This is a genomic window from Nostoc sp. ChiVER01 (assembly GCF_034531155.1).
GTDB lineage: Bacteria > Cyanobacteriota > Cyanobacteriia > Cyanobacteriales > Nostocaceae > Nostoc.
In genome coordinates this window covers 230,359-252,975 of sequence record NZ_JAVRBS010000008.1, presented here as the reverse complement: position 1 = coordinate 252,975, position 22,617 = coordinate 230,359, and the positions used below count along the sequence as shown (strand labels likewise).

21 protein-coding genes are annotated in these 22,617 nt (G+C 39.6%); 12 read left to right on the top strand and 9 right to left on the bottom strand.

Translation table 11 applies throughout. The features are described from left to right. The first annotated feature begins 7 nt into the window (after positions 1 to 7). Complete coding sequence (gene prfA, locus RMY00_RS13735; protein ID WP_322648075.1) at positions 8 to 1,105, top strand: peptide chain release factor 1; 1,098 nt, start codon at positions 8 to 10, stop codon at positions 1,103 to 1,105. A gap of 14 nt (positions 1,106 to 1,119) precedes the next feature. On the opposite strand, the gene RMY00_RS13730 is transcribed toward prfA, so the two are convergent. Beyond that, positions 1,120 to 1,566 (bottom strand): hypothetical protein, encoded by a 447-nt coding sequence (locus RMY00_RS13730; RefSeq protein WP_322648074.1) that lies wholly within the window; start codon positions 1,564 to 1,566, stop codon positions 1,120 to 1,122. Between the two features lie 240 nt (positions 1,567 to 1,806). Between RMY00_RS13730 and RMY00_RS13725 the strand changes: the two genes are divergently transcribed. Further along, positions 1,807 to 2,169 (top strand): helix-turn-helix domain-containing protein, encoded by a 363-nt coding sequence (locus tag RMY00_RS13725; RefSeq protein ID WP_012410694.1) that lies wholly within the window; start codon positions 1,807 to 1,809, stop codon positions 2,167 to 2,169. A gap of 102 nt (positions 2,170 to 2,271) precedes the next feature. After that, a complete protein-coding gene (locus tag RMY00_RS13720; RefSeq protein WP_322648073.1) occupies positions 2,272 to 2,730 on the top strand; it encodes a DUF29 domain-containing protein in 459 nt (152 codons plus the stop codon). 51 nt (positions 2,731 to 2,781) lie between these two features. Here RMY00_RS13720 and RMY00_RS13715 read toward each other — a convergent pair whose 3' ends face one another. Beyond that, complete coding sequence (locus RMY00_RS13715) at positions 2,782 to 3,519, bottom strand: type I restriction enzyme HsdR N-terminal domain-containing protein (RefSeq protein WP_322648072.1); 738 nt, start codon at positions 3,517 to 3,519, stop codon at positions 2,782 to 2,784. 91 nt (positions 3,520 to 3,610) lie between these two features. Beyond that, positions 3,611 to 5,614: a hypothetical protein gene (locus tag RMY00_RS13710; protein WP_322648071.1), complete on the bottom strand. Its 2,004-nt coding sequence runs from the start codon at positions 5,612 to 5,614 to the stop codon at positions 3,611 to 3,613. 311 nt (positions 5,615 to 5,925) lie between these two features. Between RMY00_RS13710 and RMY00_RS13705 the strand changes: the two genes are divergently transcribed. The 6 genes from RMY00_RS13705 (at position 5,926) to RMY00_RS13680 (ending at position 12,106) form a co-directional block, all read left to right on the top strand. After that, the gene (locus tag RMY00_RS13705; RefSeq protein WP_322648070.1) at positions 5,926 to 6,468 is read left to right on the top strand and encodes a hypothetical protein; all 543 of its coding nucleotides are present in this window, start codon (positions 5,926 to 5,928) and stop codon (positions 6,466 to 6,468) included. Positions 6,469 to 6,499: 31 nt separating this feature from the next. Next, on the top strand, positions 6,500 to 7,294 hold the full coding sequence (locus tag RMY00_RS13700) for an Rpn family recombination-promoting nuclease/putative transposase (RefSeq protein ID WP_322648069.1): 795 nt from the start codon (positions 6,500 to 6,502) through the stop codon (positions 7,292 to 7,294). Positions 7,295 to 7,449: 155 nt separating this feature from the next. Then, positions 7,450 to 9,135 (top strand): ABC-F family ATP-binding cassette domain-containing protein, encoded by a 1,686-nt coding sequence (locus RMY00_RS13695; protein WP_322648068.1) that lies wholly within the window; start codon positions 7,450 to 7,452, stop codon positions 9,133 to 9,135. A 221-nt stretch (positions 9,136 to 9,356) separates the two neighbouring features. Next, entirely contained in the window at positions 9,357 to 10,955 is a 1,599-nt protein-coding gene (gene gpmI, locus RMY00_RS13690; protein ID WP_322648067.1) for a 2,3-bisphosphoglycerate-independent phosphoglycerate mutase, read from the top strand. A 91-nt stretch (positions 10,956 to 11,046) separates the two neighbouring features. Beyond that, on the top strand, positions 11,047 to 11,280 hold the full coding sequence (secG, locus tag RMY00_RS13685; protein ID WP_109011945.1) for a preprotein translocase subunit SecG: 234 nt from the start codon (positions 11,047 to 11,049) through the stop codon (positions 11,278 to 11,280). Between the two features lie 10 nt (positions 11,281 to 11,290). Beyond that, on the top strand, positions 11,291 to 12,106 hold the full coding sequence (locus tag RMY00_RS13680; RefSeq protein ID WP_322648066.1) for a peptidase: 816 nt from the start codon (positions 11,291 to 11,293) through the stop codon (positions 12,104 to 12,106). Positions 12,107 to 12,177: 71 nt separating this feature from the next. Here RMY00_RS13680 and RMY00_RS13675 read toward each other — a convergent pair whose 3' ends face one another. The 6 genes from RMY00_RS13675 to RMY00_RS13650 form a co-directional block, all read right to left on the bottom strand. Continuing rightward, a complete protein-coding gene (locus tag RMY00_RS13675; RefSeq protein WP_322648065.1) occupies positions 12,178 to 12,621 on the bottom strand; it encodes a DUF29 domain-containing protein in 444 nt (147 codons plus the stop codon). Between the two features lie 248 nt (positions 12,622 to 12,869). Continuing rightward, a complete protein-coding gene (locus tag RMY00_RS13670) occupies positions 12,870 to 14,018 on the bottom strand; it encodes a glycosyltransferase family 4 protein (protein ID WP_322648064.1) in 1,149 nt (382 codons plus the stop codon). Between the two features lie 353 nt (positions 14,019 to 14,371). Further along, positions 14,372 to 16,009: an MFS transporter gene (locus RMY00_RS13665; RefSeq protein WP_322648112.1), complete on the bottom strand. Its 1,638-nt coding sequence runs from the start codon at positions 16,007 to 16,009 to the stop codon at positions 14,372 to 14,374. Beyond that, complete coding sequence (recO, locus tag RMY00_RS13660; RefSeq protein ID WP_322648063.1) at positions 15,996 to 16,925, bottom strand: DNA repair protein RecO; 930 nt, start codon at positions 16,923 to 16,925, stop codon at positions 15,996 to 15,998. The genes RMY00_RS13665 and recO overlap by 14 nt, the downstream gene beginning before the upstream one ends. Positions 16,926 to 17,077: 152 nt before the next feature. Beyond that, the gene (deoC, locus tag RMY00_RS13655) at positions 17,078 to 17,758 is read right to left on the bottom strand and encodes a deoxyribose-phosphate aldolase (RefSeq protein WP_322648062.1); all 681 of its coding nucleotides are present in this window, start codon (positions 17,756 to 17,758) and stop codon (positions 17,078 to 17,080) included. A gap of 180 nt (positions 17,759 to 17,938) precedes the next feature. Next, on the bottom strand, positions 17,939 to 19,117 hold the full coding sequence (locus tag RMY00_RS13650; protein WP_322648061.1) for a DNA cytosine methyltransferase: 1,179 nt from the start codon (positions 19,115 to 19,117) through the stop codon (positions 17,939 to 17,941). Between the two features lie 288 nt (positions 19,118 to 19,405). Here RMY00_RS13650 and RMY00_RS13645 point away from each other — a divergent pair, with 288 nt between their 5' ends. The 3 genes from RMY00_RS13645 (at position 19,406) to RMY00_RS13635 (ending at position 22,554) form a co-directional block, all read left to right on the top strand. Beyond that, on the top strand, positions 19,406 to 20,677 hold the full coding sequence (locus RMY00_RS13645) for a glycosyltransferase family 4 protein (RefSeq protein WP_322648060.1): 1,272 nt from the start codon (positions 19,406 to 19,408) through the stop codon (positions 20,675 to 20,677). A 921-nt stretch (positions 20,678 to 21,598) separates the two neighbouring features. Beyond that, positions 21,599 to 22,057, top strand: coding sequence for a ribosome silencing factor (gene rsfS, locus RMY00_RS13640; protein ID WP_322648059.1), 459 nt, complete (start codon positions 21,599 to 21,601; stop codon positions 22,055 to 22,057). Next, positions 22,054 to 22,554, top strand: coding sequence for a CGLD27 family protein (locus tag RMY00_RS13635; RefSeq protein WP_322648058.1), 501 nt, complete (start codon positions 22,054 to 22,056; stop codon positions 22,552 to 22,554). Before rsfS ends, RMY00_RS13635 begins: the two co-directional genes overlap by 4 nt. Positions 22,555 to 22,617 lie beyond the last annotated feature (63 nt).

The window sequence follows — 22,617 nt, the reverse complement described above, 5'->3', positions numbered from 1 at the left end:
AATCGTCATGGCTGAATCATACTTACTGGACAAACTAAAATCCGTTGAACAAACTTTTAATGAATTAACACGTCGTCTTGGCGACCCCGATACCGCTAGCAATCCTGATGAGTATCAAGAAATTGCTAAGTCTCGTTCTTCTTTGGAAGAGGTCGTTAATACTTATGAAATTTGGAAAACAGCTCAAGAAGACTTGATCGGAGCGCGTGAGGTTTATAAAGAATCTGCGAGTGATCCAGAGTTGCAAGAAATGGCATCACTGGAAGTAAAAGAACTTGAAGAAAAAATAGAACATTTAGAGTCTCGCTTGAAAGTCTTACTGCTACCACGCGACCCCAATGATGAAAAGAATATCATGTTGGAAATTCGCGCTGGCACAGGTGGTGATGAAGCGAGTATTTGGGCTGGCGATTTGATGCAGATGTACACCCGCTATGCTCAGACTCAAGGTTGGAAAGTTTCTCTAGTGAGCGAATCTCGTGGAGAAATGGGTGGCTGGAAAGAAGTCATTCTCGAAATTAAAGGTAATAACGTTTACAGCCAGCTAAAGTTTGAAGCTGGAGTGCATCGTGTGCAGCGCGTGCCGGCAACTGAATCTGGGGGACGGGTTCATACTTCCACAGCTACGGTGGCGATTATGCCAGAGGTGGATGATGTGGAAATTCACATTGACCCGAAAGATATTGAAATGACTACAGCCCGTTCTGGTGGTGCTGGTGGACAAAACGTCAACAAGGTGGAAACAGCCGTTGACTTGATGCACAAACCGACGGGAATACGCATTTTCTGTACAGAAGAACGCAGTCAGTTGCAAAACAAAGAACGGGCAATGCAAATTCTGCGGGCGAAGTTGTATGAAATCAAGTTAAGCGAACAACAAGAAGCTGTAACTTCCATGCGGCGATCGCAGGTTGGTACTGGCTCGCGATCGGAAAAAATTCGCACCTATAATTATAAAGATAACCGCGCTACCGATCATCGGTTAGGTCAGAATTATTCCCTTACCCCAGTTTTGGATGGTGATTTAGAGACACTTATTCAATCTTGTATATCTCTAGACCAACAGGAACGTCTCGCGGAGTTAGCGACTTCTGCCGCTAACTAAACTAATTTTTGCTGTTAACGATCATGTAAAACCACTTGTTGTACTGTTGCTTTTAACACAGACAAGTGGTTTTGTAATATCGTGTGGAGTGTATCTTCTATTTCACTAGGATAATGGTAATAAGCAAATTCGTACTTCATAAGATAGTTTAGCTTCGCCCATTCCTTCAGCGTTTGACAAGTATAAATTAACTTTTCCGTTTCTTTTTGCCAACGCGCAAAAATCCGGTAGCTAAAAAAGCTGCTGCATATATTGCCTTTTGCATCCCAGTAGGAAATACATACTTGATGCTTCAAAAGGTGGATTTTTTTGATTTGCTTAACATCGTAGCCTTTAACTTTTAAAGCTTCTTTGGTTTCTGCGTCAGAAATGTTCCACTGTTCTGGTTTAATTTTATTAGTGGCTATAAGGTTTTTACCTTTGCGGCGATATTGGTTAATTTTGCGTGGCTTGCGAAACATGATGCACCTTCGATATTATTTCTTCGCAGCAAAGTCTAGCTACTAGCACAAGCGCCGTAGCAAACTAATTTTTTTGGGTTGGTTAAAGATAGATGGGTTAGTCTACTAGCTTGATGCCTTTAGTTGCCGATTTACAACCAGAGATATAGTTTAGTACTAAAACACAAGGCTGTCAATATAAAAGTAAACTTGTATTATTGAAAGTAAACTTGTAAATAAAGTTGGCTAGCTATATAAGCAGTGAAGATCGAAAGCAAACAAAAACTGATTGAAATCATTAAACTAGCTCGCGGTTCAATGAGTCAGCGAGCATTTGGTAAGCTTTTGGGGGTATCTGCTACTGCTGTTCAGATGTGGGAAAAAGGTGTGAAGGTTCCAGATACAGAAAATTTGGCTCGAATCGCATCTAAAGCAGGCTACACAATGGAAGAGTTAATCAGCTGCATTGATGGCAAACCAATTCCAGAAACCTCAGATTTGAGTCTGATTCTTAGACAAATCCAGCACATGCCTTTAGCTCAAGTGGCTCAAATTGTGCAAGCTGCGGCAGATAGATTGGCGGCTGTGGCTGAAGCGTCTGGAGATGAAGCCAAGGCCAGTTAAATAATTCCTAATTCGTAATTCGTAATTAAATTTTTTAAGGGCGATTTAGCGCAAAATCGGATCAAACTAGCTTGTGGTTTCTTGCTGTGAAGATTTAACTCTATGGACAAACCTTTTTTGTACGATCAAGACTTCTATGGCTGGACACAGCAGCAGGCTAAAGCGTTAGAGCAGAGGCTAGTTATGGAACTAGACTGGCAACACCTGCAAGAGGAAATTCAAGCTTTGGGGAGACAGGAATATCGGGAACTCGTAAGCCGTCTGAGTGTATTACTTGGTCATCTTTTGAAGTGGGAATATCAACCCGAACAACGCTCTCGCAGTTGGTTTTTAACGATTCGAGAACAGCGCCGCGCCATTCATAGGCATCTGCGGCAGAACCCTAGCTTAAAATCTCGAATAGAAGAAGCCTTGTTAGATGGCTTTGAAGCGGGTGTTGATTTGGCGCTACGAGAAACTAACTTACCACTACGAATTTTTCCAGAGCATTGCCTTTATTCGTTTGATGATGCGATCGCAGACAATTTCCTGTGCGATACTCGTCAAGACTGGGAAGGATAATTTCTACCATTTTTCTGACGTTCATGTGTTATTTGGATACACATTTATTTGTCAATAAGTAATAGAAATTAGCTTTTCAAAATCTTGAAAATCACAGCTTTGCTGTTGTTGAACATCTTGAATATATATCTTGTAGTACAGCTTGTTGTCTTGAAATCTGAAGAAAGATCCCACTATAGGTAACTGCTCACGTTTAAGCCTGAAAACTATTCTGTTAAGTTGATATTTACCATACTTATTAACAAGATAAATAAAGCTATCAAAACTTCCCCTGACAGCTTTTTCAAATTCCCCTATGTCTTTTTCTAATTTATTAGAACTTTGCAAAATTAAAGGTGGTATATCTTTAAGACTATTGAGATAATTACTCGTAAATACTGCGTTTTGTTTGGTATATAGAAGAATTTGATGATAGTTATATAAAATACCAATCTCTGAACAAGATTTTTTTAGGTATCTTTCAATTTGCTTCTCATGATTACGCAAATTTTCTTCTTCTCGCTTCACTTCTACAATCATTAAAGGAGGACAATATGGTTTAAAATATTCATTTATTACAGTTTTATATAATTCTATATCATGATAATCACATTCCACTTTTATATCAATTTTGCTTGGAAATAATCCACTTTCATTTACCAAAAAGTAGATAAACAATTGTCTAACTTTTTCTTCTGGCCGTCCATCTAGAACAATTTCCCTGCCTTTAATCAAACACTTTGTATATTCTGCATAGTTTCTCTTATATATATTCAGTTTTCTAGATATTTCTTCACTTAAGCTAGTCATAGATAGTTAGGTTGATTTATAAACTGGTTTTAGGGATGCAATAATATTGCATCCCTTCTTATTTTCCATGCAACTTAAAATTGCTTTTTGTCTATTTTTCTCCAAAAAAGCTTAATATTTTAGTAACTAATTCTGCCCAATACTGTCCTGCTTTAATCTCTAAAAATGTATTTAGGCTTTGCTCAGTTTCAAGCTCGTGCTTCAATGTCTGACATACATTATCTACATATTTTTCACCTTGAGGTCTTTCCCTACCTTTTTCATTAATTAAAGCTATCCAGAAATCAGAATTTTCGCTTTGAGGTGATAGTTTTTTGATAGCTTCATATTGAATTTCTACACCTACTTCATTAATAAAATTGTCATAAAATGAATTAAATTGTATGATTAATTCAGGGATAAGTGTTTTTAAAGATTCATTTGCAGATGTAAGCTCATTAAGGATATTTTCTAATTCTTGTTTTACTTGTTTGGTAAACTTTTTTAACATTTCATCTTCATTGATTCCCTCAGCAATAACCCTCATATCGTAATATATATCTATATTCCTTGGCTTATAGTAACCGAAGTTTCTATGAATAGCGTGTTTAGTGTTCCATGCCCGATAAACAGTACGATAATATTCAATATATTTCTCAATAAAATCCTTATAAACAAAACTAGGTACTCTTCTATTCAAATACCGTAAATCCTTGATATTATGAATAGCATTTTCTATTATCTCTATTTCCGATTTTGTCAAAGCATCACCATTTTTTATTCTCGTAAAGCTTTCTTTGATATCCTTGATTTCTTCTAACAAAATTTTTTGTCTACGTTTTACTACACTTGCGATAGCTTCAAGAAATTCATTTTTATCTGCTTGTACATCTTCTTCAGTATAAATGTCAGTATTTAGTTTGACTATATCATTACGATAGTATCTCAAAGCATCATAGAACAAAATATTTTCTAGGAAAAAATCTAGGTTCAAATGCCTGAATGTAGCTTGAATCTCTTCTTTTCTGATTTGAATTCCTGTATCATAATTGCCATTACATCCATGAACTTGTTCAGGTTCATTTTTGTGAGGTAATACCAAAGTTACAAATCTATGATGAAAATCTTTTGATTTAGATGTAAGATAATAGCCTATTAATTTACTAATATTAGCTTCAGGAGCAGCACTAAAGGGAGTTACAAAGAGACAAATGGTATCCTGATTCTCAATATATTTCTGTAAGTCTTTACGAATTGGATTTTCATCAAGCCCTTTTGTATCTACAACTGAGTCGAACTGAGACAAGTTTGAGCCAGATAAAACATCATAGCTCACATAAAGATATATTTTTCTTGGAATAGCAAACTCTTTCAACTCAACATTATTAATGGCAGCAAATGTATTTTTTATCCATTCTTGCTCGTTTCTTTGATTATCAAACTTAATTTTATTATTATTTCTAGATTCAAGCTGTGAATTATTCAAAGCCTTTTTTTTAAACTCATCTAATCCTAACTTATCAAATTCTTCCTTAGCTAGATCAATTTTTTTTACTTCATTGTTAATTGTTGGATAGCGTAACTTCATTTCTGTAACATTTCTAATAGCTCTTTCAATTTCTTGAGAAATAATTATCCTTTTATCCGGGTTAGTATTATCTTTGTCTGCAATATAGTCACAGAATTCAAAAATAAGATTTTCCATCTCATCAACTGTATAAGGCTCTATCTCTATGTAAGTTTTTTCCGCAGCTTTGATAATTACTTCACATATAGTAGTTTTACCTGCTCCAGTTGAGAGCAACTCTTTGGTTTCGACTACATTTCGAGACCTATTAGCAATAGTTTTAGAAACATTGAAGTCGCTTATTAAGTTAAAAAGATGGCAAATAGCTGTCGTCTTCCCTTGACCAATAGTACCTATAAAAGCAATTTTATATTTTTCTATACTAAGAATTTTTTCTATTTCATCTAATCGCTCTAACTTGGATTTCAGGTTATTAATGCAAATATGATTAGGTATATTAATTTCCGAATGTCCTGAAATTTTATTTATTTCCTTCCTCAAATCTTGTTTCAAAGATGCAATCTCTTCTTGCCACGTTATCGTCAACATACTGTTTACCCTGTTTCGATGCTTACTTACTTGATATTTACAGTATGCCCATTATCCTTAAATATCTAACAATAGCCTCATAACACTACCAACCCCTTCTCCAGTAAGCCTTTAGCCAGTTGGTGATCAAGAAGGCGATCGCTAATTTTACTTGATTTCAAGGTTCTGGTAGAAATACATAACAGCTACACAAACTAAGCCCCTCTGCGTGGACTCCACCAAGTTGAAACCCACGGAGGTGAGTTTTGTCTGTATAGCTGCGATTTATAATCGCCAAAGCTAGAGTATTTTTACTGGCAGTTAAGGAATAAATGGTTTTAAAATGGTGCAATCTTAAAATATTTAGGGGTGCAGCTATGTCTCTACGCAACGAACCGTTAGATTGGCATTTTGAATCAAATGAGCCTTATATACCAATTTACCATAAAGGTGATTTGGTGGGATTTTTTAAACCAGAATATGCTGGGGAAATTATTAAGTTTTTAAATGAAGAAGAAGTTTTAAAGAAAGCTCTAAAAATGGCTTGTACTGATTTAATTAAAAAACTAGGAGGCGATAACAGAAAAGTATATTATTTAATGGAGAAATATATAAAAACTAGTGAGCGTCCGAAGCATGGAACTAGAGCGATCGCAGTTTTACTTCAGGATCGGCAAAAAGAGCTTGACTTGAGTAACCAGGAGTTTACTAAATTCTGCGATACATTTAAATTATCTCCAACTGAACTGAATAATATTTATGCTGGAGAAGCATTTGATGATAGTTTATTAGCGCCTTTATCCCGTATATTAGGGATGGCAAAAGAGCAATTGCTGAAAGTGCGAGATGGTTTTGAAGAACAAAGTAATACATGAACAAATCAAAATTTTCAAATGATATAAAATTGTGAAAACAGACATCATCTTTTATCGGCTGTTTCAAGAATTTCCTGATATCTTCTTTGAAATTATTGGTAATTCTCCAGAAGAGGCTAGCCTTTATCAATTTTCATCAGTTGAAATCAAACAAACAGCCTTAAGAATCGATGGTGTGTTTTTGCCTACACAAGGAAGCGAAAACCAGATTTACTTTGTTGAAGTGCAATTTCAAGCGGATAGTGAAATTTATTCACGGCTAATTTCAGAAATATGTTTATACCTCCGTCAAAATCAACCATCAAATGACTGGGGTGCTGTGGTTTTATACCCAAACAGAAATGTAGATACAGGCGAAATCAAACATTACCGTGAGTTTTTCACAAGTGGGCGCATCCGGCGTATTTATTTGGATGAATTAGGTGAAGGTGCATCGCTTCCAATTGGCATTGCAACTGCTAAATTAGTAATTGCAACTGATGATGTAGCGATCGCTAAAGCTTGGGAGTTGATAGACAGAACCAAGTCAGAGATAATCCCACCATCAAAACAGCAACAATTATTACAATTTATCGAGACTATTTTGGCTTACAAGTTTCCTGCAATGAGTAGGGAGGAGATGGAGGAAATGTTTGGCTTAAGCGAGTTAAAGCAAACCAGATTTTATCAGGAAGCCTTTCAGGAAGGTGTTGAACAAGGTGAGATTAAAGGGAAATTAAAAGCAGTACCAGCAATGTTGGCAGCAGGGTTGACTTTAGAACAAGTAGCAGAGGCGTTAGATTTAAGTGTCGAAGAAGTCAGACAAGTAACACAAAGTCAGTCTTAAGATAGATGTGGTAAATTTTATCCGTGGCTCAAGTCAAATTTGGTTTGCGGCTTCCAGACTTTCTCACGACGAATTTATAGTTAATTTTTGTTAAAATTAGAGGCGGTGTTAGTACTTCGTCCTCAACCACCCACTCCCTACCTGAGAGAAACTTAATGCTGCGACTAGAACATATAAGTAAAATTTATCCCACAGGCGAAGTTCTCAAAGATATCAACTGGGAAGTTAAACCAGGCGATCGCATTGGCTTAGTCGGTGTCAACGGTGCTGGAAAATCTACCCAACTCAAAATCATCTCTGGGGAAATTGAACCCACCGCAGGCGAAATTATCCGTCCTAATAGCTTACATATAGCCTACCTCAACCAAGAGTTTGAAGTAGACCCCACCCGCACCGTTAGAGAAGAATTTTGGACTGTCTTCAAAGAAGCCAACGAAGTACAGTTATCTCTAGCGCACATACCACAAGAGATGGAAACGGCTAACTCAGAGGAACTGGAGCGACTGATCGATAAGTTGGATCGGTTGCAGCGCAAATTTGAAGCCTTAGACGGCTACAACTTAGATGCACGCATCGGGAAAATTTTACCAGAGATGGGGTTTGGGCTAGAAGATGGTGATCGCCTCGTTAGTGCCTTCAGTGGTGGTTGGCAAATGCGGATGAGTTTGGGTAAAATTCTGCTGCAAAAACCTGACTTGTTGCTGCTGGATGAACCGACTAACCACCTAGATTTAGAAACTATTGAGTGGTTGGAAAATTACCTCAGAGGGCTGATTACGCCGATGGTAATAGTCTCTCATGACCGGGAGTTCCTTGATCGCCTCTGCACCCAAATTGTGGAAACTGAACGTGGCGTTTCCAGTACTTACCTTGGTAACTACTCGGCATATTTGGAACAAAAAGCCGAAAGTCAATCAGCACAACTGAGTGCTTACGAACGTCAGCAGAAAGAATTAGAGAAACAACAAACCTTTGTTGATAGATTCCGCGCCAGTGCTACGCGCAGTACCCAGGCAAAAAGCCGGGAAAAGCAACTGGAAAAAATTGAACGCATTGAAGCACCAATTGCTGGGGTAAGAACTCTACACTTCCGTTTTCCCCCTGCACCCCGCAGTGGACGTGAAGTAGTAGAAATTAAAGATTTAACTCATCTTTATGGTGATAAAATCCTGTTTTTGGGAGCAAATCTCTTAATTGAAAGAGGCGATCGCATTGCTTTTCTTGGCCCCAACGGTGCTGGAAAATCTACCCTTCTGCGCGTAATTATGGGTATGGAACCACCCACAGAAGGTAGCGTTAAATTAGGGGATCATAACGTTATTCCCGGTTACTTTGAGCAAAATCAAGCTGAAGCTTTGGACTTGAAGAAAACTGTCATGGAAACTATCCATGATGAAGTTCCAGACTGGGATAATCAAGAAGTCCGCACGCTTTTGGGACGCTTCTTATTCACTGGTGATACTGTATTTAAGGCAGTTGGGGCATTAAGTGGAGGAGAAAAAGCTCGTCTGGCGTTGGCAAAAATGCTCTTACGCCCTGCGAACTTACTAATTTTAGATGAGCCGACAAACCACCTAGATATTCCGGCTAAAGAAATGCTGGAAGAAGCGCTTAAAAACTATGATGGGACGGCAATTGTAGTTTCCCATGACCGCTACTTTATTTCTCAAGTAGCTAACAAAATCGTCGAAATTCGTGATGGGGAATTCCGCGTTTACTTAGGAGACTATCATTACTATCTCCAGAAAATTGCCGAAGAAAAAGAACAAGCAAAGTTAGCTGCGATCGCTGCTGAAAAAGCTGCCAAAAAAGCTGCAAAAGCTTCTAGTAAAAAGAAATAAGAGATTGAATACGGACTTAGTAGTAGTGCTAAAATGCTACTACTAAGTAATTATTTATTATTAGCAATAACCGACGTTACATAAAAATTGCTACATTTTAAAAAATCATTCAAAAAACTGGAAGTCTTTCATAAAATAAATTAATAAGCAAAAATTCACTTGCGGCGTGGATTAGCAGTGGTATCATTCGGATATTACAAAAAGTAAAGGGCAATTTTACTATGACCAAAGCACCTGTTGCTCCTGTGGTGCTAGTCATTTTAGACGGATGGGGCTACTGCGAGGAAAAGCGAGGAAACGCTATTGTTGCTGCTAAAACTCCCATTGTGGAAAGTTTATGGGCAGCTTACCCGCATACCCTCATCCGCACATCAGGAAAAGCCGTAGGGTTGCCAGATGGTCAAATGGGCAACTCGGAAGTAGGTCATTTGAACATTGGTGCTGGGCGAGTTGTACCGCAAGAACTGGTACGCATCTCTGATGCGGTCGAAGACGGTTCTATTGCCTTAAACCCAGCACTCGTCAAAATCTGCCAGGAAGTGCGCTCTCGGAATAGCAAGCTGCATCTAGTCGGGCTTTGTTCTGAGGGAGGGGTACATTCGCATATCACCCATCTATTCGGACTACTTGACTTAGCCAAAAACCAGCGAATTCCAGAAGTTTGTATTCACGCCATTACCGATGGTCGTGACACCGCCCCAACTGACGGTATAAGAGCAATCACACTGCTGCAAAATTATATAGACCGCACAGGAATTGGACGCATAGTCACCCTTAGCGGTCGCTACTATGCGATGGATCGCGATCACCGTTGGGATCGGGTCAAACGCGCCTACGACATGATGATACAAGATAGTGTTGGTAATGGTCTCAAGGCTGTGGAAGTCTTGCAAGCATCTTACGACCAAGGGATAAAAGATGAATTTGTCAACCCAATCAGAATTGCTCCCGGCGCAATAGAACCAGGGGATGGGGTGATATTTTTCAACTTCCGCCCCGATCGCTCCAGACAACTGACTCAAGCTTTGGTCAGTCCCACATTTAACGGTTTTGAAAGACAGCAAATCACACCTCTGTCTTTTGTCACTTTTACACAGTATGATTCAGACTTACCCGTAAATGTAGCCTTTGAGCCTCAAAATCTCAGTAATATTCTGGGAGAAGTCATAGCTAATCATGGTCTGAATCAGTTCCGCACCGCCGAAACAGAAAAATATGCCCACGTCACCTATTTCTTTAATGGGGGTCTAGAGGAACCTTTTGCTGGAGAAGATCGGGAACTAGTAAGCAGTCCGATGGTAGCGACTTACGATCACGCCCCAGCAATGTCAGCAGTAGCAGTTACAGATGTAGCGATCGCTGCGATTCAAAAGGGTATATATTCTCTAGTTGTAATTAACTATGCCAACCCAGACATGGTAGGGCATACTGGTAAAATCGAAGCTACCATTACAGCAATCGAAACAGTTGATCGCTGTTTGGGACGCTTGTTAGAGAGCGTTATCAAAGCCGGTGGTACAACAATTATTACTGCCGATCACGGCAACGCTGAGTATATGCTAGATGAAGGGGGTAATCCCTGGACAGCTCATACCACTAACCCAGTCCCCTTCATCTTGGTGGAAGGAGAGAGAGTTAAAATCCCTGGATATGGTACAAATGTAGAACTGCGAAGCGATGGCAAGCTATCCGACATCGCCCCCACAATTCTAGAGATTTTACAGCTGCCTCAGCCACCAGAAATGACCGGGCGATCGCTGCTGAAAACAGCAGAATATGAGTTGCAACGCACTCGCACCCCCGTACAAGTCGGACTTTAAAAAAGTCCTGAATGCTGAGTTAGGAGTTTACTAAAAACTCCTAACTCCTGAATTCTGTTTTTTGAAACTTCTTATAAATGAGATTCCTACCATGACAGTTAGTAATATCGTGCAAGGCATTTGGGCATTTTCCGCCACTGGTTTGATTATTTTAGTTTTACTGCATAGCCCTAAAGGTGATGGCGTTGGCGCTATTGGCGGACAAGCCCAGCTATTTAGCAGCACCAAGAGTGCAGAAAATACCTTAAATAGAATTACTTGGGCATTGACAGTAATTTTTCTCGGTTTAACAGTAGTTTTAAGTGCTGGTTGGCTACCTAAATAAGGATAGGTAAATGGGGAGAAAAACCAAACATTCCATACTTAACACCTTAATAAATTTAATTTCACAACGGTTAATTACAGCTCCTGCCTTTTTTATTGGCACAGGGCTATTAATCATTTTTACTAATCTTCAGTCGAGTGATGGGTTTACAAGAATAGCAAAATCTGAATATTCAGAATTAATAATCTCTCTCCCTTCATCATCTCCCTTAAAACCCCATCCCCTACCGTCCACACTTGCACAGTGGCAAGATAACACTAACAGTGGTGACTACTTTTCCCAAGTCACAACAACCGAAGTGGGTTACTTAGTTTGGTCGCAATTTCCTGTTCGAGTTTACGTAGAACCACCAAAAACTGCTAACGAAAAACAAGCTCAAGCATGGGTTAATGCTGTCTTACAGGGTGTAGAGGAGTGGAGTAATTATTTACCTTTAAGAAGAGTCGAACAGCCGGAAATTGCTGATATTACAATTGTGCGAAAAGCGCCACCTCTACAAATTTCCCCTGGTAGTAATATAACTCGTGCGCGATCGGCACAAACTACTTACGAGTTATACACTAGCAACAAAGTTTTATACCACCGCTTCACCATCTTGTTAAGCCCCAGTCAAACAGGTGAGTATCTCATTGCAGCAGCCCGCCACGAATTTGGTCATGCACTAGGAATTTGGGGTCATAGTCCGCAACAAACTGATGCGCTATATTTTTCTCAAGTTCGTAACCCGTCGCCTATTTCTCATAGAGATGTAAATACTCTAAAGCGGGTTTATGAACAGCCAACTACTTTAGGATGGTCTTTAGTGGATAATTCAAAGATTAATTGATCGATAGGTATATCAATAAGTTCGTCACTACGGAAAAAATGCTACTAATAGCGAAGAATAAAAACTTAAGATTAAGGCAACCAATTTTTATCTAAAATTTGCTCTAAGGTATAAGGACATAATTCGGGTAAATTGGTTAAATTTGTTTTAGCCATAACATAATCTAAAGCATTGCTATAAATTATGCTTAAATTCTCTTCTAAATGATTGCGTAAATTGCCACTTAAGTCTTCATTTAGTTGGTTTCGAAAACTAATAATTTCCGCAGCCCAATGATTAGAATTTATTGGCTTTTCTAAATCCCAATATTGAGAAAGTAATAAATGTCTAATAATCTGTTCTAATAAACTTCTTACTCGCCTTTTTTCCTTCTTAGCCAAATCTTCCAATTCTTCTATTAAGTTTTCATAGTCAACATCTGCTAATTGTCGATTTTTGAGACATTTAATAGTCTCCTCTAACCATTGCAGGTAATTGGATTCATATAATGTTTTTATGTCGATGATTGTAGTCATTTGTTAATTTTTTAGCTTTAATTTACTATTATTTATTCTTTTATGCTAACTAATATATTAATTTTCGCCGATAATTATTTACATTTTAGCTTAGACGAAAAGTATCGTTAAAATCAAAAACTCCACAGATATAATCTGTAGAGCTTTATCGGATCTTGTAGGGGATTAAGAGCAATTTCACGATGCCAGTCTTTTCTTAAGCACTTTTCCGTTAACGCTGCGCTATCTGTTGTAACAACTGGCGTTCCCTACGCTCTACGACTTAGCGGTAGAGGTCGTTGTGCTAAAACTTCTTTATAAAGTTCTTCGAGCAGAGTAATATTTTTACTAAGGGTATAGCGTTCTAATACACGCACTCTAGCTTTTTGCCCCAGTAAGGTTGTTAACTCAGGATGGTCTTGCAATACTGGCAAGAGGGTTCTTAATTGCGATCGCGCTGTTTTAGTATTAATAACTATACCTGCGCCCTTTTCCAAAACTTCTCCATCTGCACCCACATCTGTTGCTAAACAAGCCAAGCCACATGACATTCCTTCTAACAAAGATAGAGACAAACCCTCTACCAATGAAGGCAAAATAAATACATCTGCGCCTCGCAAAATCTCAATGCGTCGGTCTTCATCAGCGACAAATCCCAACCAGATAATGCCGTATTCTGAACCATAAAATTGCTCTAAGGAAGACTTTAAAGGGCCGTCGCCAACAATTAGCAACTTAGTACCAGGCCCCATTGCCGACTGCTTCCAAGCCCGGAGGAGGGCTTCGACGTTTTTCTCTGGGGCTATTCGACCCTGATAGACAAACAAACGTTCGGCTTTAAATTCTGTTTTGACTTGAGAAAACCCTGGACAATACTTCGCGGTATCGACACCATTGGGGATTACGGCTATATTTTCTTTCCTTACACCCATCCCTGCCAATAATTCTCGCTGAATTTGAGAAAATACAATCACGCGATCGTAGTTAACCAAAAAAGGCGCGTAGAGTTGATAAGCCAAAAGTTGTGTTCCCGATATCAGCTTTGCTCCCTTGCCAGCAAAAGGTGTGTGAAAAGTGGCAATTAGGGGCAACCTCAGTTCCTCACAGATTTCCGGTAGAAAAAAGTCTAGAGGAGATAGCGTCAAGGAAGCATGGACTATATCTGGCTTAATTTTCCGCAGCGACTCCGTTAAAAGTTTGGTCGCTTTAAAAGTGGGAATTGTATAAACCTGGGACTTGTAAATGAAAGGGAGGGAAACCTCTCGAAGATTTGGCCAATTATCAGGTTCAGACTCTTCTTGAGCGAAGTGAAGAAAGCTAACTTGATGTCCCCTATCTAGCAAGGCATTTGTAATTTCTCGACTGTAGGTTACATTGCCGCAAAAGGGTGATTTTTTTCCAATCCAGGCTATACGCATTCTTTATTTAACTGTAAGAAAAGCGGGTTTGATCTATTACTTGTGTGTCCTTGGTGATTTTTATTTTATCTAGCTATACTTGCTGGTTTTTTTAGTTATTACAGATTTCCAACAGAATCTAGTTCAAAAAGCCTATTTTAAGCTGATTAAACCAGGGGATTTATGGCTTTATTTATTCTACTTATAAGTTGTTAATTTCTAATATTTAAACAACTTATTTTGACTAATGTCAGATTGATATCCCGCAAGTATGTGATAAATTTTCACTGACCATAGTTTACCATGAACAGAAAAGCTTTAAGTAAATATTAGTTACTTAAAAGTAATTAATAATAGCTCCTGTTAGCTGATAACTACTTGTGTGAGTTATACCAGGTTAAAATACCTCCTAAAAAGACGATCGCAGCTAATCCCAAAAAAACTGCCTCTAATCCTACAAAGGTTTCTGCCACACCTGCTAATGCCAAAGGTAAGGATAGAGCAATATTAATTACATTATTTTGTAGACCAAAAACTTTACCACGCATTTCTGGAGGTGTTTCTGTTTGAATCGCTGTTTGCATAGGAATACCCACTAGTGCCCCAAAGATACCTAATAGCGCTATCAGTAACAGGACTAGCCACAGTTGGGTTGTAAAAATTGATAGACCAATCAGGGATGCTGCCACGCCCATACAACCGTACAGACTTAGTTGGGTGTAGGAGAAGCGTTGACCAAATTGACCCAGAAGTGCTGCTCCCGCAGCGATGCCAACACCGCCAGCTGCTAGCAAAAAGCCAAACTGGGAGGCTTTCATGTTGGGAATGATTTCCGCCATGCGAACCGCTAGAACAGTTAATGCTGCAAAAACAGAAAATAAGATAATCAACTGAAGCAAAGCATTGCGGACACGATGATTTGCTTTAAGGTAGGCAAAACCATCTCGCAAATCAGAAAATACGTGAGGGAATTCTGTATCAGGGTGGTAGTGTTTTTCCTTAGTTGCTAGGAGGAATAAAATTATTCCTGCGATCGCATAACTACCACCTACTAAAAATTCTTTGCCCAAACTACCACTACCACCAATTTGCAGCCAAAGTCCATCGGCGATCGCTAACAATGGTTCCCCGACAGCAAACCCAACAATCACCGATGCCATCATCGTTGTCGTATAAAGCGAATTTGCCGAGAGTAAATCCTGTTCTTGTACTATTAAGGGAATTGCCGCCTGTTCTGCCGGTGCAAAAAACTGCGTCAGCGTAGAAACTAAAAAAGTTACACCCAGAATGATCAAAAAACCAACTGGCAAAACTCCTATGGGTTTCCAGTCATGAGTCAACCACAGCAGGAAGGGAATTGACAAAACCAGGATACCGCGCCAAATATTTGTTGCCACCAGCACAGCCTTTTTCGACCAGCGATCAACAAACACACCAGCAACTGAACCAAACAATACGGCGGGAATCGTAAAAGCCATCATCAAGGCTGATACCCAACCACTAATACTTTGATTACTAGCTTGAAACTGAGTATTAATCAAAGCAATCATCAGCACCAAATAAACTTTATCTGCTAGTTGCGAGAAAACTTGACCACCCCAAAGAGCCAGAAAATTAGGGTTTTTTAATACAGGCAAAAACCCTTGCCGTTTGATATTTCCTGAACCAGCTTCTCCACCAGAACCAGATCCATTTAATGTTGGTGATTCTTTTTCTGGGATAGTAGCTAATGGCAAATGCCCGTTGCTATTTTCTTGGGCAGTAGTTAATTTGTCCTCAGATTGTTTTTCTGATTGACTTAGAATATCAGCTTTTGGAATCTGGTCTGTGCAATTTTGCTCGTTTTTAGAAACGTCTTTTGGGGACATTTCTTGTCCATTTATTTGACTAGATGTACACTTTGAAACAGCACTCAAGTGATTCCTAACTGTAGGATCTGATACCCTATTTTGTTTTTTCGCGAGGCTTGGTGACAAAGGTAGGATTTTTTTATCCAAATCAGACGGTTGCATCATGGTTGGCAGCAAAATAAGAGTCGATCAAGGTAGCAGAGCGAATAGGGCGACCTAATTGATACTGAGCATACTGGCGCAAAATCTGTTCAACAGATAACCAGTCATGATCTCTAGCACCATCAATTTGCATTATCTCTGGTTGTGACAGATGTTGAAGCAAAGCCAGTTCCATAGCACCCGGACGACTAGAAATCACAGGTATTTCTTGCCGATGCACAACAACTGTTTGGGAGCCAGGTTTTGGAGGTAATGGGATAATGGGGTGATTGGGTGATGGAGAAAAAGATGAATTTCTTTGTATTTCCCTCTCCCTCTCACCCTCTCTTCGCAAACGTTCCCAAGCTTCTAAAGAAACCGTTCCACCCGCAGGGATACTAAATCCTACCTGCCAGTTTGGGTCTGTAAAATTTGGTTTGAGGAGGTGTCCAGATAGGCAGCAGACTTGTACTTGTGGCGTTACTCCTGCTAACGCTAAAAGGTGAAACACCCCATGAGCCAGATGAGCCAAAACCCCAGATGGATTTGCACTAGATAACGCCTCCAACCGATGGAGATGTTCATTGAACAACTCATAAAGTTCTTCTTGGGGTTGTTCGCTCAAAGCTTGACACAAGACTATTTCTGCTAAATACTGGCTGGCAGCTAATTTTCCCAAATCTTTAGCTAAACCAGGATAAGTTTTTAACGTCTGTGCTTGGGTAATTTTATCAAGCGATCGCCCTTTCGCAATCAATAGTTCATTCACAACAAACATACCACTCCTGCCGCCCAGGCTGGAGTTGTGCTTGCGTGCCCCTGGAGCCACTGCTCGAATCAGACCGAATTCTGGTGTCAAAATCGTCACTATTTTATCCGATTCTCCTAGCACTTGGGTTTTAAGATTAATTCCCGTTGCTTTATAGGTTCTACTCATTAGTCATTAGTCACTAGTCATTAGTAGTTATTAGTCATTAGTCATTGCTTAAGGGTCATTAGCTTAGGACAAATGACAAATGACAAAGCGCAAAGTCTGAGCGGAGGTTTCCTCCGATCAGAACTTTGTAAGAGAGGACAAAGGACAAATGACTATTCACCCTTTCCCAGGTTATCGCGCTGGCGGATCAAATCGATACCGCGAGATGTGCCTAATCTAGTAGCACCCGCTACGATTAAGTCTAGAGCTTGATTGATAGTGCGGATACCACCTGAGGCTTTAATTCCTACTTTTTCTTTGGCAAATTCTTGCAAAAGTCGTACATCTGCCACTGTTGCACCACCATTCCAACCTGTACTAGTTTTTAAGAAAGCCGCTCCCGCCTCCATAGCTATTTCAGCAGCTATTTTTTTTTCCGCATCTGTCAACAGGTTGGTTTCCAAAATTACCTTGACAGTTTGCCCAGTCTCTTCACAAATTTCGGCAATTTCCCGGTGGACTTGTTCAGTTTTACCAGCTTTCAACCAGCCCAAGTTCATTACCACATCTAATTCAGTAGCGCCATTATCCGCCGCTTCTTGAGCCTCATACAGTTTTACTGCTGAAGTCGTCGCACCAGAAGGAAAGCCAATTACCGTACAGACTTTCGGGTTCTTGCCGTGCAGGAGTTCGACTGCTTGTTTGACATAAACGGGAAATAGGCAAACCGCCGCAAAATTGAATCTGTATGCTTCTTCACACCACTGCTCAACCTGCTCTAGACTAGCAGTTGGCATTAAGAGGGAGTGATCGATAAATGGCGCAATATCAATGTTTGGATAGTCTGCTGCCATCGTGTCTTCTGCCAGGGATTGATTATTAAACTTTATAAAAAATTAAAACATTTCTTATATATATATTAAACCATATTTATGACAAGTTTATTCTGAAAAGAAGCTGCTGACTTTTTTAGGATGTCATAGGATGTCAGCTTTGTAGATGTCGCAGAGTTATTGTAAGTGTTTAAGTTGACATTAAAGATTAGTAAGCTTAGAAATATCAACAGCGTTTTTCACACCAGCTGCTAAGAAATCCAAAATAGTTTTAGCTAACGCCTTAGATGCTAAATATGGTACGCCATTACTAATAGTTTTAAACATATTCGTAAGCGACATATTTTCAGGAAGTACAAAATTCGTAGGCAAAGATTGTATTGCTAAAGCTTCCGCCACAGATATTCGCCGGATTTTATAGGGATGCAAATGTACTTCATTATTTCCATAGCAAGCTGTCGGAGAATAACGCCATCTATGCAGACGCTTGAAAGACTTTTTAGAATCATCTCCTTCATTAATAGCAGCAAATCGTGTGATACCTGCCCTTGGTTGAAAACAGTTTTCAGCATTGGGATGCTTTAGCACATTATTTTTTCTAAACCAGTATTCAACTGTTAATTCTTCAGGGATGTCGTCAGGGCAAGGCATGATGGAATTTTCTTGGAATGGTTCGCACTGACGCCAAGGGTAAGCAAAAACCTTTGCTTGAGGATATAAAATATGATTTTTCCAAGGAAAAGCCTCTTCATGTAGTAACTTTTCACTACCGACTTTTATTCCTATATCCTTAATAAAACTATTTCGGAAACCAATGAGAATAATTCTTTCTCTATCTTGGGGTACGCCATATTCGATAGCATTAATTAATCGCTCTGTTAATATATAGCCTGCTTCCAGTAATTGTTGCTTGAGCGATTCAAAAAATAAACGGTGCTTTTTTGTTCTCCACAATCCCTTAACGTTTTCAAATAAAAAGAAATCTGGAAGATTGCGACAAATTAATTCAACGTAAGAAGCGGAAAGCTTGCCATTATCTCCTAAATTCCCTCTATTTTTCCCGCCAATAGAAAAATCAGGGCAGGGAGGCCCGCCAATGAAGCCGACAATATTACTAGATTTACGGCAGTCTTGTACTAGCTCCCGGAGATGTTGTGTTTGTAACCCATAGAGAAGTTGGGTTACATCTCCTACTTCTCCATCATGATACCCGTATTCTGGTAACGGTAAATTGAGAATCTGCCGTGAATAGCGGTATGCAGTCATGAATGGCGGAAAGATTTCATTGACGTAAACAACCTTAAAACCGTTGGTTTCAAAACCTAAATCTAAAAAACCTGAACCAGCAAAAAAGGAGAAAATACAAGGGCGATCGCTCATTCAATAACTACTGCCGTAAAGCAGTCTTAATTAATATCAAAATATATAGGGTTTATACTTACGTACTGAATAAAAATGAACAATTTTAAGATTGGTTCAATAGTAAAAAAATTCACACTTTCTCTAAGTGTTGAATATCAAAATTTACTCAATCTTTAAGGAAAATACCTGACAGAAAAAGAGTCTGAAGTCACAATTAATAAATATAGGAGTTTGAAAACTCCAAATCATGTTTAAGACAAATATTTGTCATTAAATAAAAAACCGGGGTAATACGGGCTAATTTTTATGCGAATTTTAATTTACTCCTATAACTACTATCCAGAACCGATTGGTATTGCCCCACTGATGACTGAATTAGCAGAGGGACTAGTGAAGCGTGGGCATCAAGTGCGCGTAGTCACCGCTATGCCCAACTACCCTGAGCGTCAAATTTACCAGGAATATCGGGGGAAGTGGTATCTAAACGAATATAAAAATGGCGTTCAAATTCAACGCAGTTACGTTTGGATTCGTCCCCAACCCAATCTATTAGATCGGGTGTTACTAGATGCTAGTTTCGTTGTCACTAGTTTTGTGCCCGCCCTCGTCGGTTGGCGTCCAGATGTTATTCTCTCAACATCGCCATCCTTACCAAGCTGTGTACCAGTTGCTCTTTTAGGATGGTTACGTGCTTGTCCTGTAATCTTAAATTTACAAGATATATTACCAGAAGCAGCTGTCCATGTCGGTCTACTGAAAAATAAATTACTTATAAAGTTATTTACAGTGTTGGAAAAATTTGCTTACCACACTGCCAGTAAAATTAGCGTTATCGCCGATGGGTTTGTGGACAATTTGCGAGCTAAGGGCGTAGAAGCTGACAAAATTGTGCAAATTCCCAACTGGGTTGATGTCAATTTTATCCGCCCTTTGCCTAAAGAAAATAACCCTTTCCGCGCTGCACATAACCTGAATGGAAAATTTGTAGTACTTTATTCTGGCAACATTGCCCTAACCCAAGGCTTAGAAAGCGTTGTTAAAGCTGCTTCTGCGTTACGCCATATCCCAGATATTGTTTTTGTCATCGTTGGAGAAGCAAAAGGGTTACAGCGATTGCAACAGGAATGTCTAGACTGCGGTGCAGATAATGTTTTGCTACTGCCATTTCAAGCCCGCAAATCTTTGCCACAAATGTTGGCAGCTGCCGATGTTGGCTTGGTGGTGCAAAAGAAAAATGTTGTATCCTTCAATATGCCATCAAAAATTCAAGTGCTACTTGCCAGTGGACGAGCTTTGGTTGCTTCTGTGCCCGATAATGGTACGGCAGCAAAAGCTATTAGGCAAAGTGGCGGCGGAGTTATCGTTCCTCCAGAAGATCCCCAAGCTTTAGCAATGGCAATTTTAGATTTGTATCAAAACCCCGAAAAAGTCAAAACTCTGGGTTATAAAAGTCGCCAATATGCCGTTGAGAACTATGCTTTTGAGCAAGCTTTAAATCAGTATGAGTCCTTGTGTTACTCATTGACGGCAGAACGTGGAGCAATTCAGTCTAGAAGAATTACCAAACAAGAAGTTTAATTGACAGCACTGGGGTTAGATTATCTAAAGCTTGCCAAGCAGCTTCTGCACCAAATGAATTAGCAATGATCGCATCTGCCTCATGATTAAATGGATCGTTGGTTAATTCACTAAACTAAACTGTGTAAAGAAAAGTAAACAAGGCTCAAACTCTCTTTCCCCTGCTTCCTGCTCCCTGCCTTATCCCAACGATAATTACTTACGCCGACCTACTTAGCTTATCGACTTCCACCTCATTTTCATCGTCACCATCAAGTTTCAAATTTGTCATTTGGTTCCAGTCACATCTTCTAATACTGGTGTGTTCCTTGCTTGTAAGCGCAGTTTTAACAAAATGTAGGGGTTTAAGTCCCCGGCTTCTATCAAGCCGCAAGTGTTGGGCTGCTTGTCTTTATCCCCGTTACAACACGTAATTGTTCTCCTCGTAGCGGGGCGTTCGCTTTTAGCGTCTCCAAGAGTTGCCCATTGCGAAAAAGCGAATTGCGAATTGGTTTAATTTATCTTTTCCAGTAAAACTGCTTACGAAGCTTAGACGGACGCGATCGCTCAGTACTAAATTTTCATTTATTGGTTTCTACAACAATAGCCATCCGCAACTGCTGATTACTGATATCAAAATCTAAGCAGTCAATTATCAAGCTATGACAGGTCTACGGTAATAAACCTACCTATTTCATTACAGCCAAAAACCCCGATTTTAAAGCATGAGTGAGTTTTGATTTTTGAGAGCCAGTTGGTTAAACGCTCTTAACCCGCGCAACATACTGGCTCTTTTTGACTTCCGCTTTGCAGTACTAGCCCCATAGACACCCGTTTTTTTGTTAGTATTCAAAAAAACCTATTGACACATTTTCAGATCAATTGTTTGTGATTTGTAAGTAAATGTAAACAATTGTTTCAAAAGAAAGCACATGAGGTTTAATGACTGATTATTTCCAAGGAAATTTCCCATTACAATCTGTCTCACTGACGAAGAGTGTGGCAAAGAGCCACGCCCATACCGAAGAGGAGAGCGGAAAATTAGCTGCAACGATCGCCGAAGCTGGATCAGACCGCAAAGCGGGTGAGATTATATTGCTCAAAGTAGCAGAGGTATCTTACCTGGCTGATTACTTTGTGATGATGACTGGCTATTCTAAAGTACAAGTCAGGGCGATCGCTCAAGCAATTGAAGGAAAAGTTGAAACTGAGTTGCAACGGCGTCCCATAAGGACAGAAGGAAAAGTAGAAGGTAGTTGGGTACTACAAGACTATGGTGATGTGATCGTTCACATTATGATGCCCAAGGAACGGGAGTTTTATAATTTAGAAGCGTTCTGGATTCATGCAGAGCGTATTTCCCTTCCAGAATCTGATGAGGGTGAGGGTAAGCCAACATGATTAGGTCTTCGGTTTCAAATTGCCCAGTTCCCACAGACCAACAACCGCTCAACGAGTACGAAGAGTTAAAAAATTCCTGGCTATTTCGTGATAGCACTTTAGATTTGCGCGAGTATATCACGAAAATAGCTTGGATTTGGGGTTTGTCTTGGCTCTTAGCTGGGCCTGTGGCAGCAGCAAGTTTTCCTCCGAACAAGTATATTGCACATTTTATCCTCTGTGGTGCGGCCGCCGCGAGTGTTGGCGTAGTGCTGGCACTAGTAAGGTTGTACTTAGGCTGGTTCTACGTGTGCGATCGCCTTTGTAGTCCCACAGTCTTTTATGAGGAGTCAGGCTGGTACGACGGTCAAACTTGGACAAAACCAGAGGAAATCCTCAACCGCGATCGCTTGATTGTCGCATACGAAATCAAACCTATTCTGCGGCGGTTACAATTTACCTTTGCTGGGTTGGCGGGAATGTACGTTATTGGTAGTATAGTTTGGCATTTGTTTTAAAAAGTCATTGGTCATTGGTCATTAGTCATTAGCTAAGGACTAATGACTAATAACTAATGACTA

Bases quoted from the DNA above. Each gene is read 5' to 3' on its own strand.
- prfA (WP_322648075.1), top strand. From the start codon at position 8: ATGGCTGAATCATACTTACTGGACAAACTAAAATCCGTTGAACAAACT.
- RMY00_RS13730 (WP_322648074.1), bottom strand. From the start codon at position 1,566: ATGTTTCGCAAGCCACGCAAAATTAACCAATATCGCCGCAAAGGTAAA.
- RMY00_RS13720 (WP_322648073.1), top strand. From the start codon at position 2,272: ATGGACAAACCTTTTTTGTACGATCAAGACTTCTATGGCTGGACACAG.
- RMY00_RS13715 (WP_322648072.1), bottom strand. From the start codon at position 3,519: ATGACTAGCTTAAGTGAAGAAATATCTAGAAAACTGAATATATATAAG.
- RMY00_RS13710 (WP_322648071.1), bottom strand. From the start codon at position 5,614: ATGTTGACGATAACGTGGCAAGAAGAGATTGCATCTTTGAAACAAGAT.
- RMY00_RS13705 (WP_322648070.1), top strand. From the start codon at position 5,926: ATGGTTTTAAAATGGTGCAATCTTAAAATATTTAGGGGTGCAGCTATG.
- RMY00_RS13695 (WP_322648068.1), top strand. From the start codon at position 7,450: ATGCTGCGACTAGAACATATAAGTAAAATTTATCCCACAGGCGAAGTT.
- gpmI (WP_322648067.1), top strand. From the start codon at position 9,357: ATGACCAAAGCACCTGTTGCTCCTGTGGTGCTAGTCATTTTAGACGGA.
- secG (WP_109011945.1), top strand. From the start codon at position 11,047: ATGACAGTTAGTAATATCGTGCAAGGCATTTGGGCATTTTCCGCCACT.
- RMY00_RS13680 (WP_322648066.1), top strand. From the start codon at position 11,291: ATGGGGAGAAAAACCAAACATTCCATACTTAACACCTTAATAAATTTA.
- RMY00_RS13675 (WP_322648065.1), bottom strand. From the start codon at position 12,621: ATGACTACAATCATCGACATAAAAACATTATATGAATCCAATTACCTG.
- RMY00_RS13670 (WP_322648064.1), bottom strand. From the start codon at position 14,018: ATGCGTATAGCCTGGATTGGAAAAAAATCACCCTTTTGCGGCAATGTA.
- RMY00_RS13665 (WP_322648112.1), bottom strand. From the start codon at position 16,009: ATGCAACCGTCTGATTTGGATAAAAAAATCCTACCTTTGTCACCAAGC.
- recO (WP_322648063.1), bottom strand. From the start codon at position 16,925: ATGAGTAGAACCTATAAAGCAACGGGAATTAATCTTAAAACCCAAGTG.
- deoC (WP_322648062.1), bottom strand. From the start codon at position 17,758: ATGGCAGCAGACTATCCAAACATTGATATTGCGCCATTTATCGATCAC.
- RMY00_RS13650 (WP_322648061.1), bottom strand. From the start codon at position 19,117: ATGAGCGATCGCCCTTGTATTTTCTCCTTTTTTGCTGGTTCAGGTTTT.
- RMY00_RS13645 (WP_322648060.1), top strand. From the start codon at position 19,406: ATGCGAATTTTAATTTACTCCTATAACTACTATCCAGAACCGATTGGT.
- rsfS (WP_322648059.1), top strand. From the start codon at position 21,599: ATGACTGATTATTTCCAAGGAAATTTCCCATTACAATCTGTCTCACTG.
- RMY00_RS13635 (WP_322648058.1), top strand. From the start codon at position 22,054: ATGATTAGGTCTTCGGTTTCAAATTGCCCAGTTCCCACAGACCAACAA.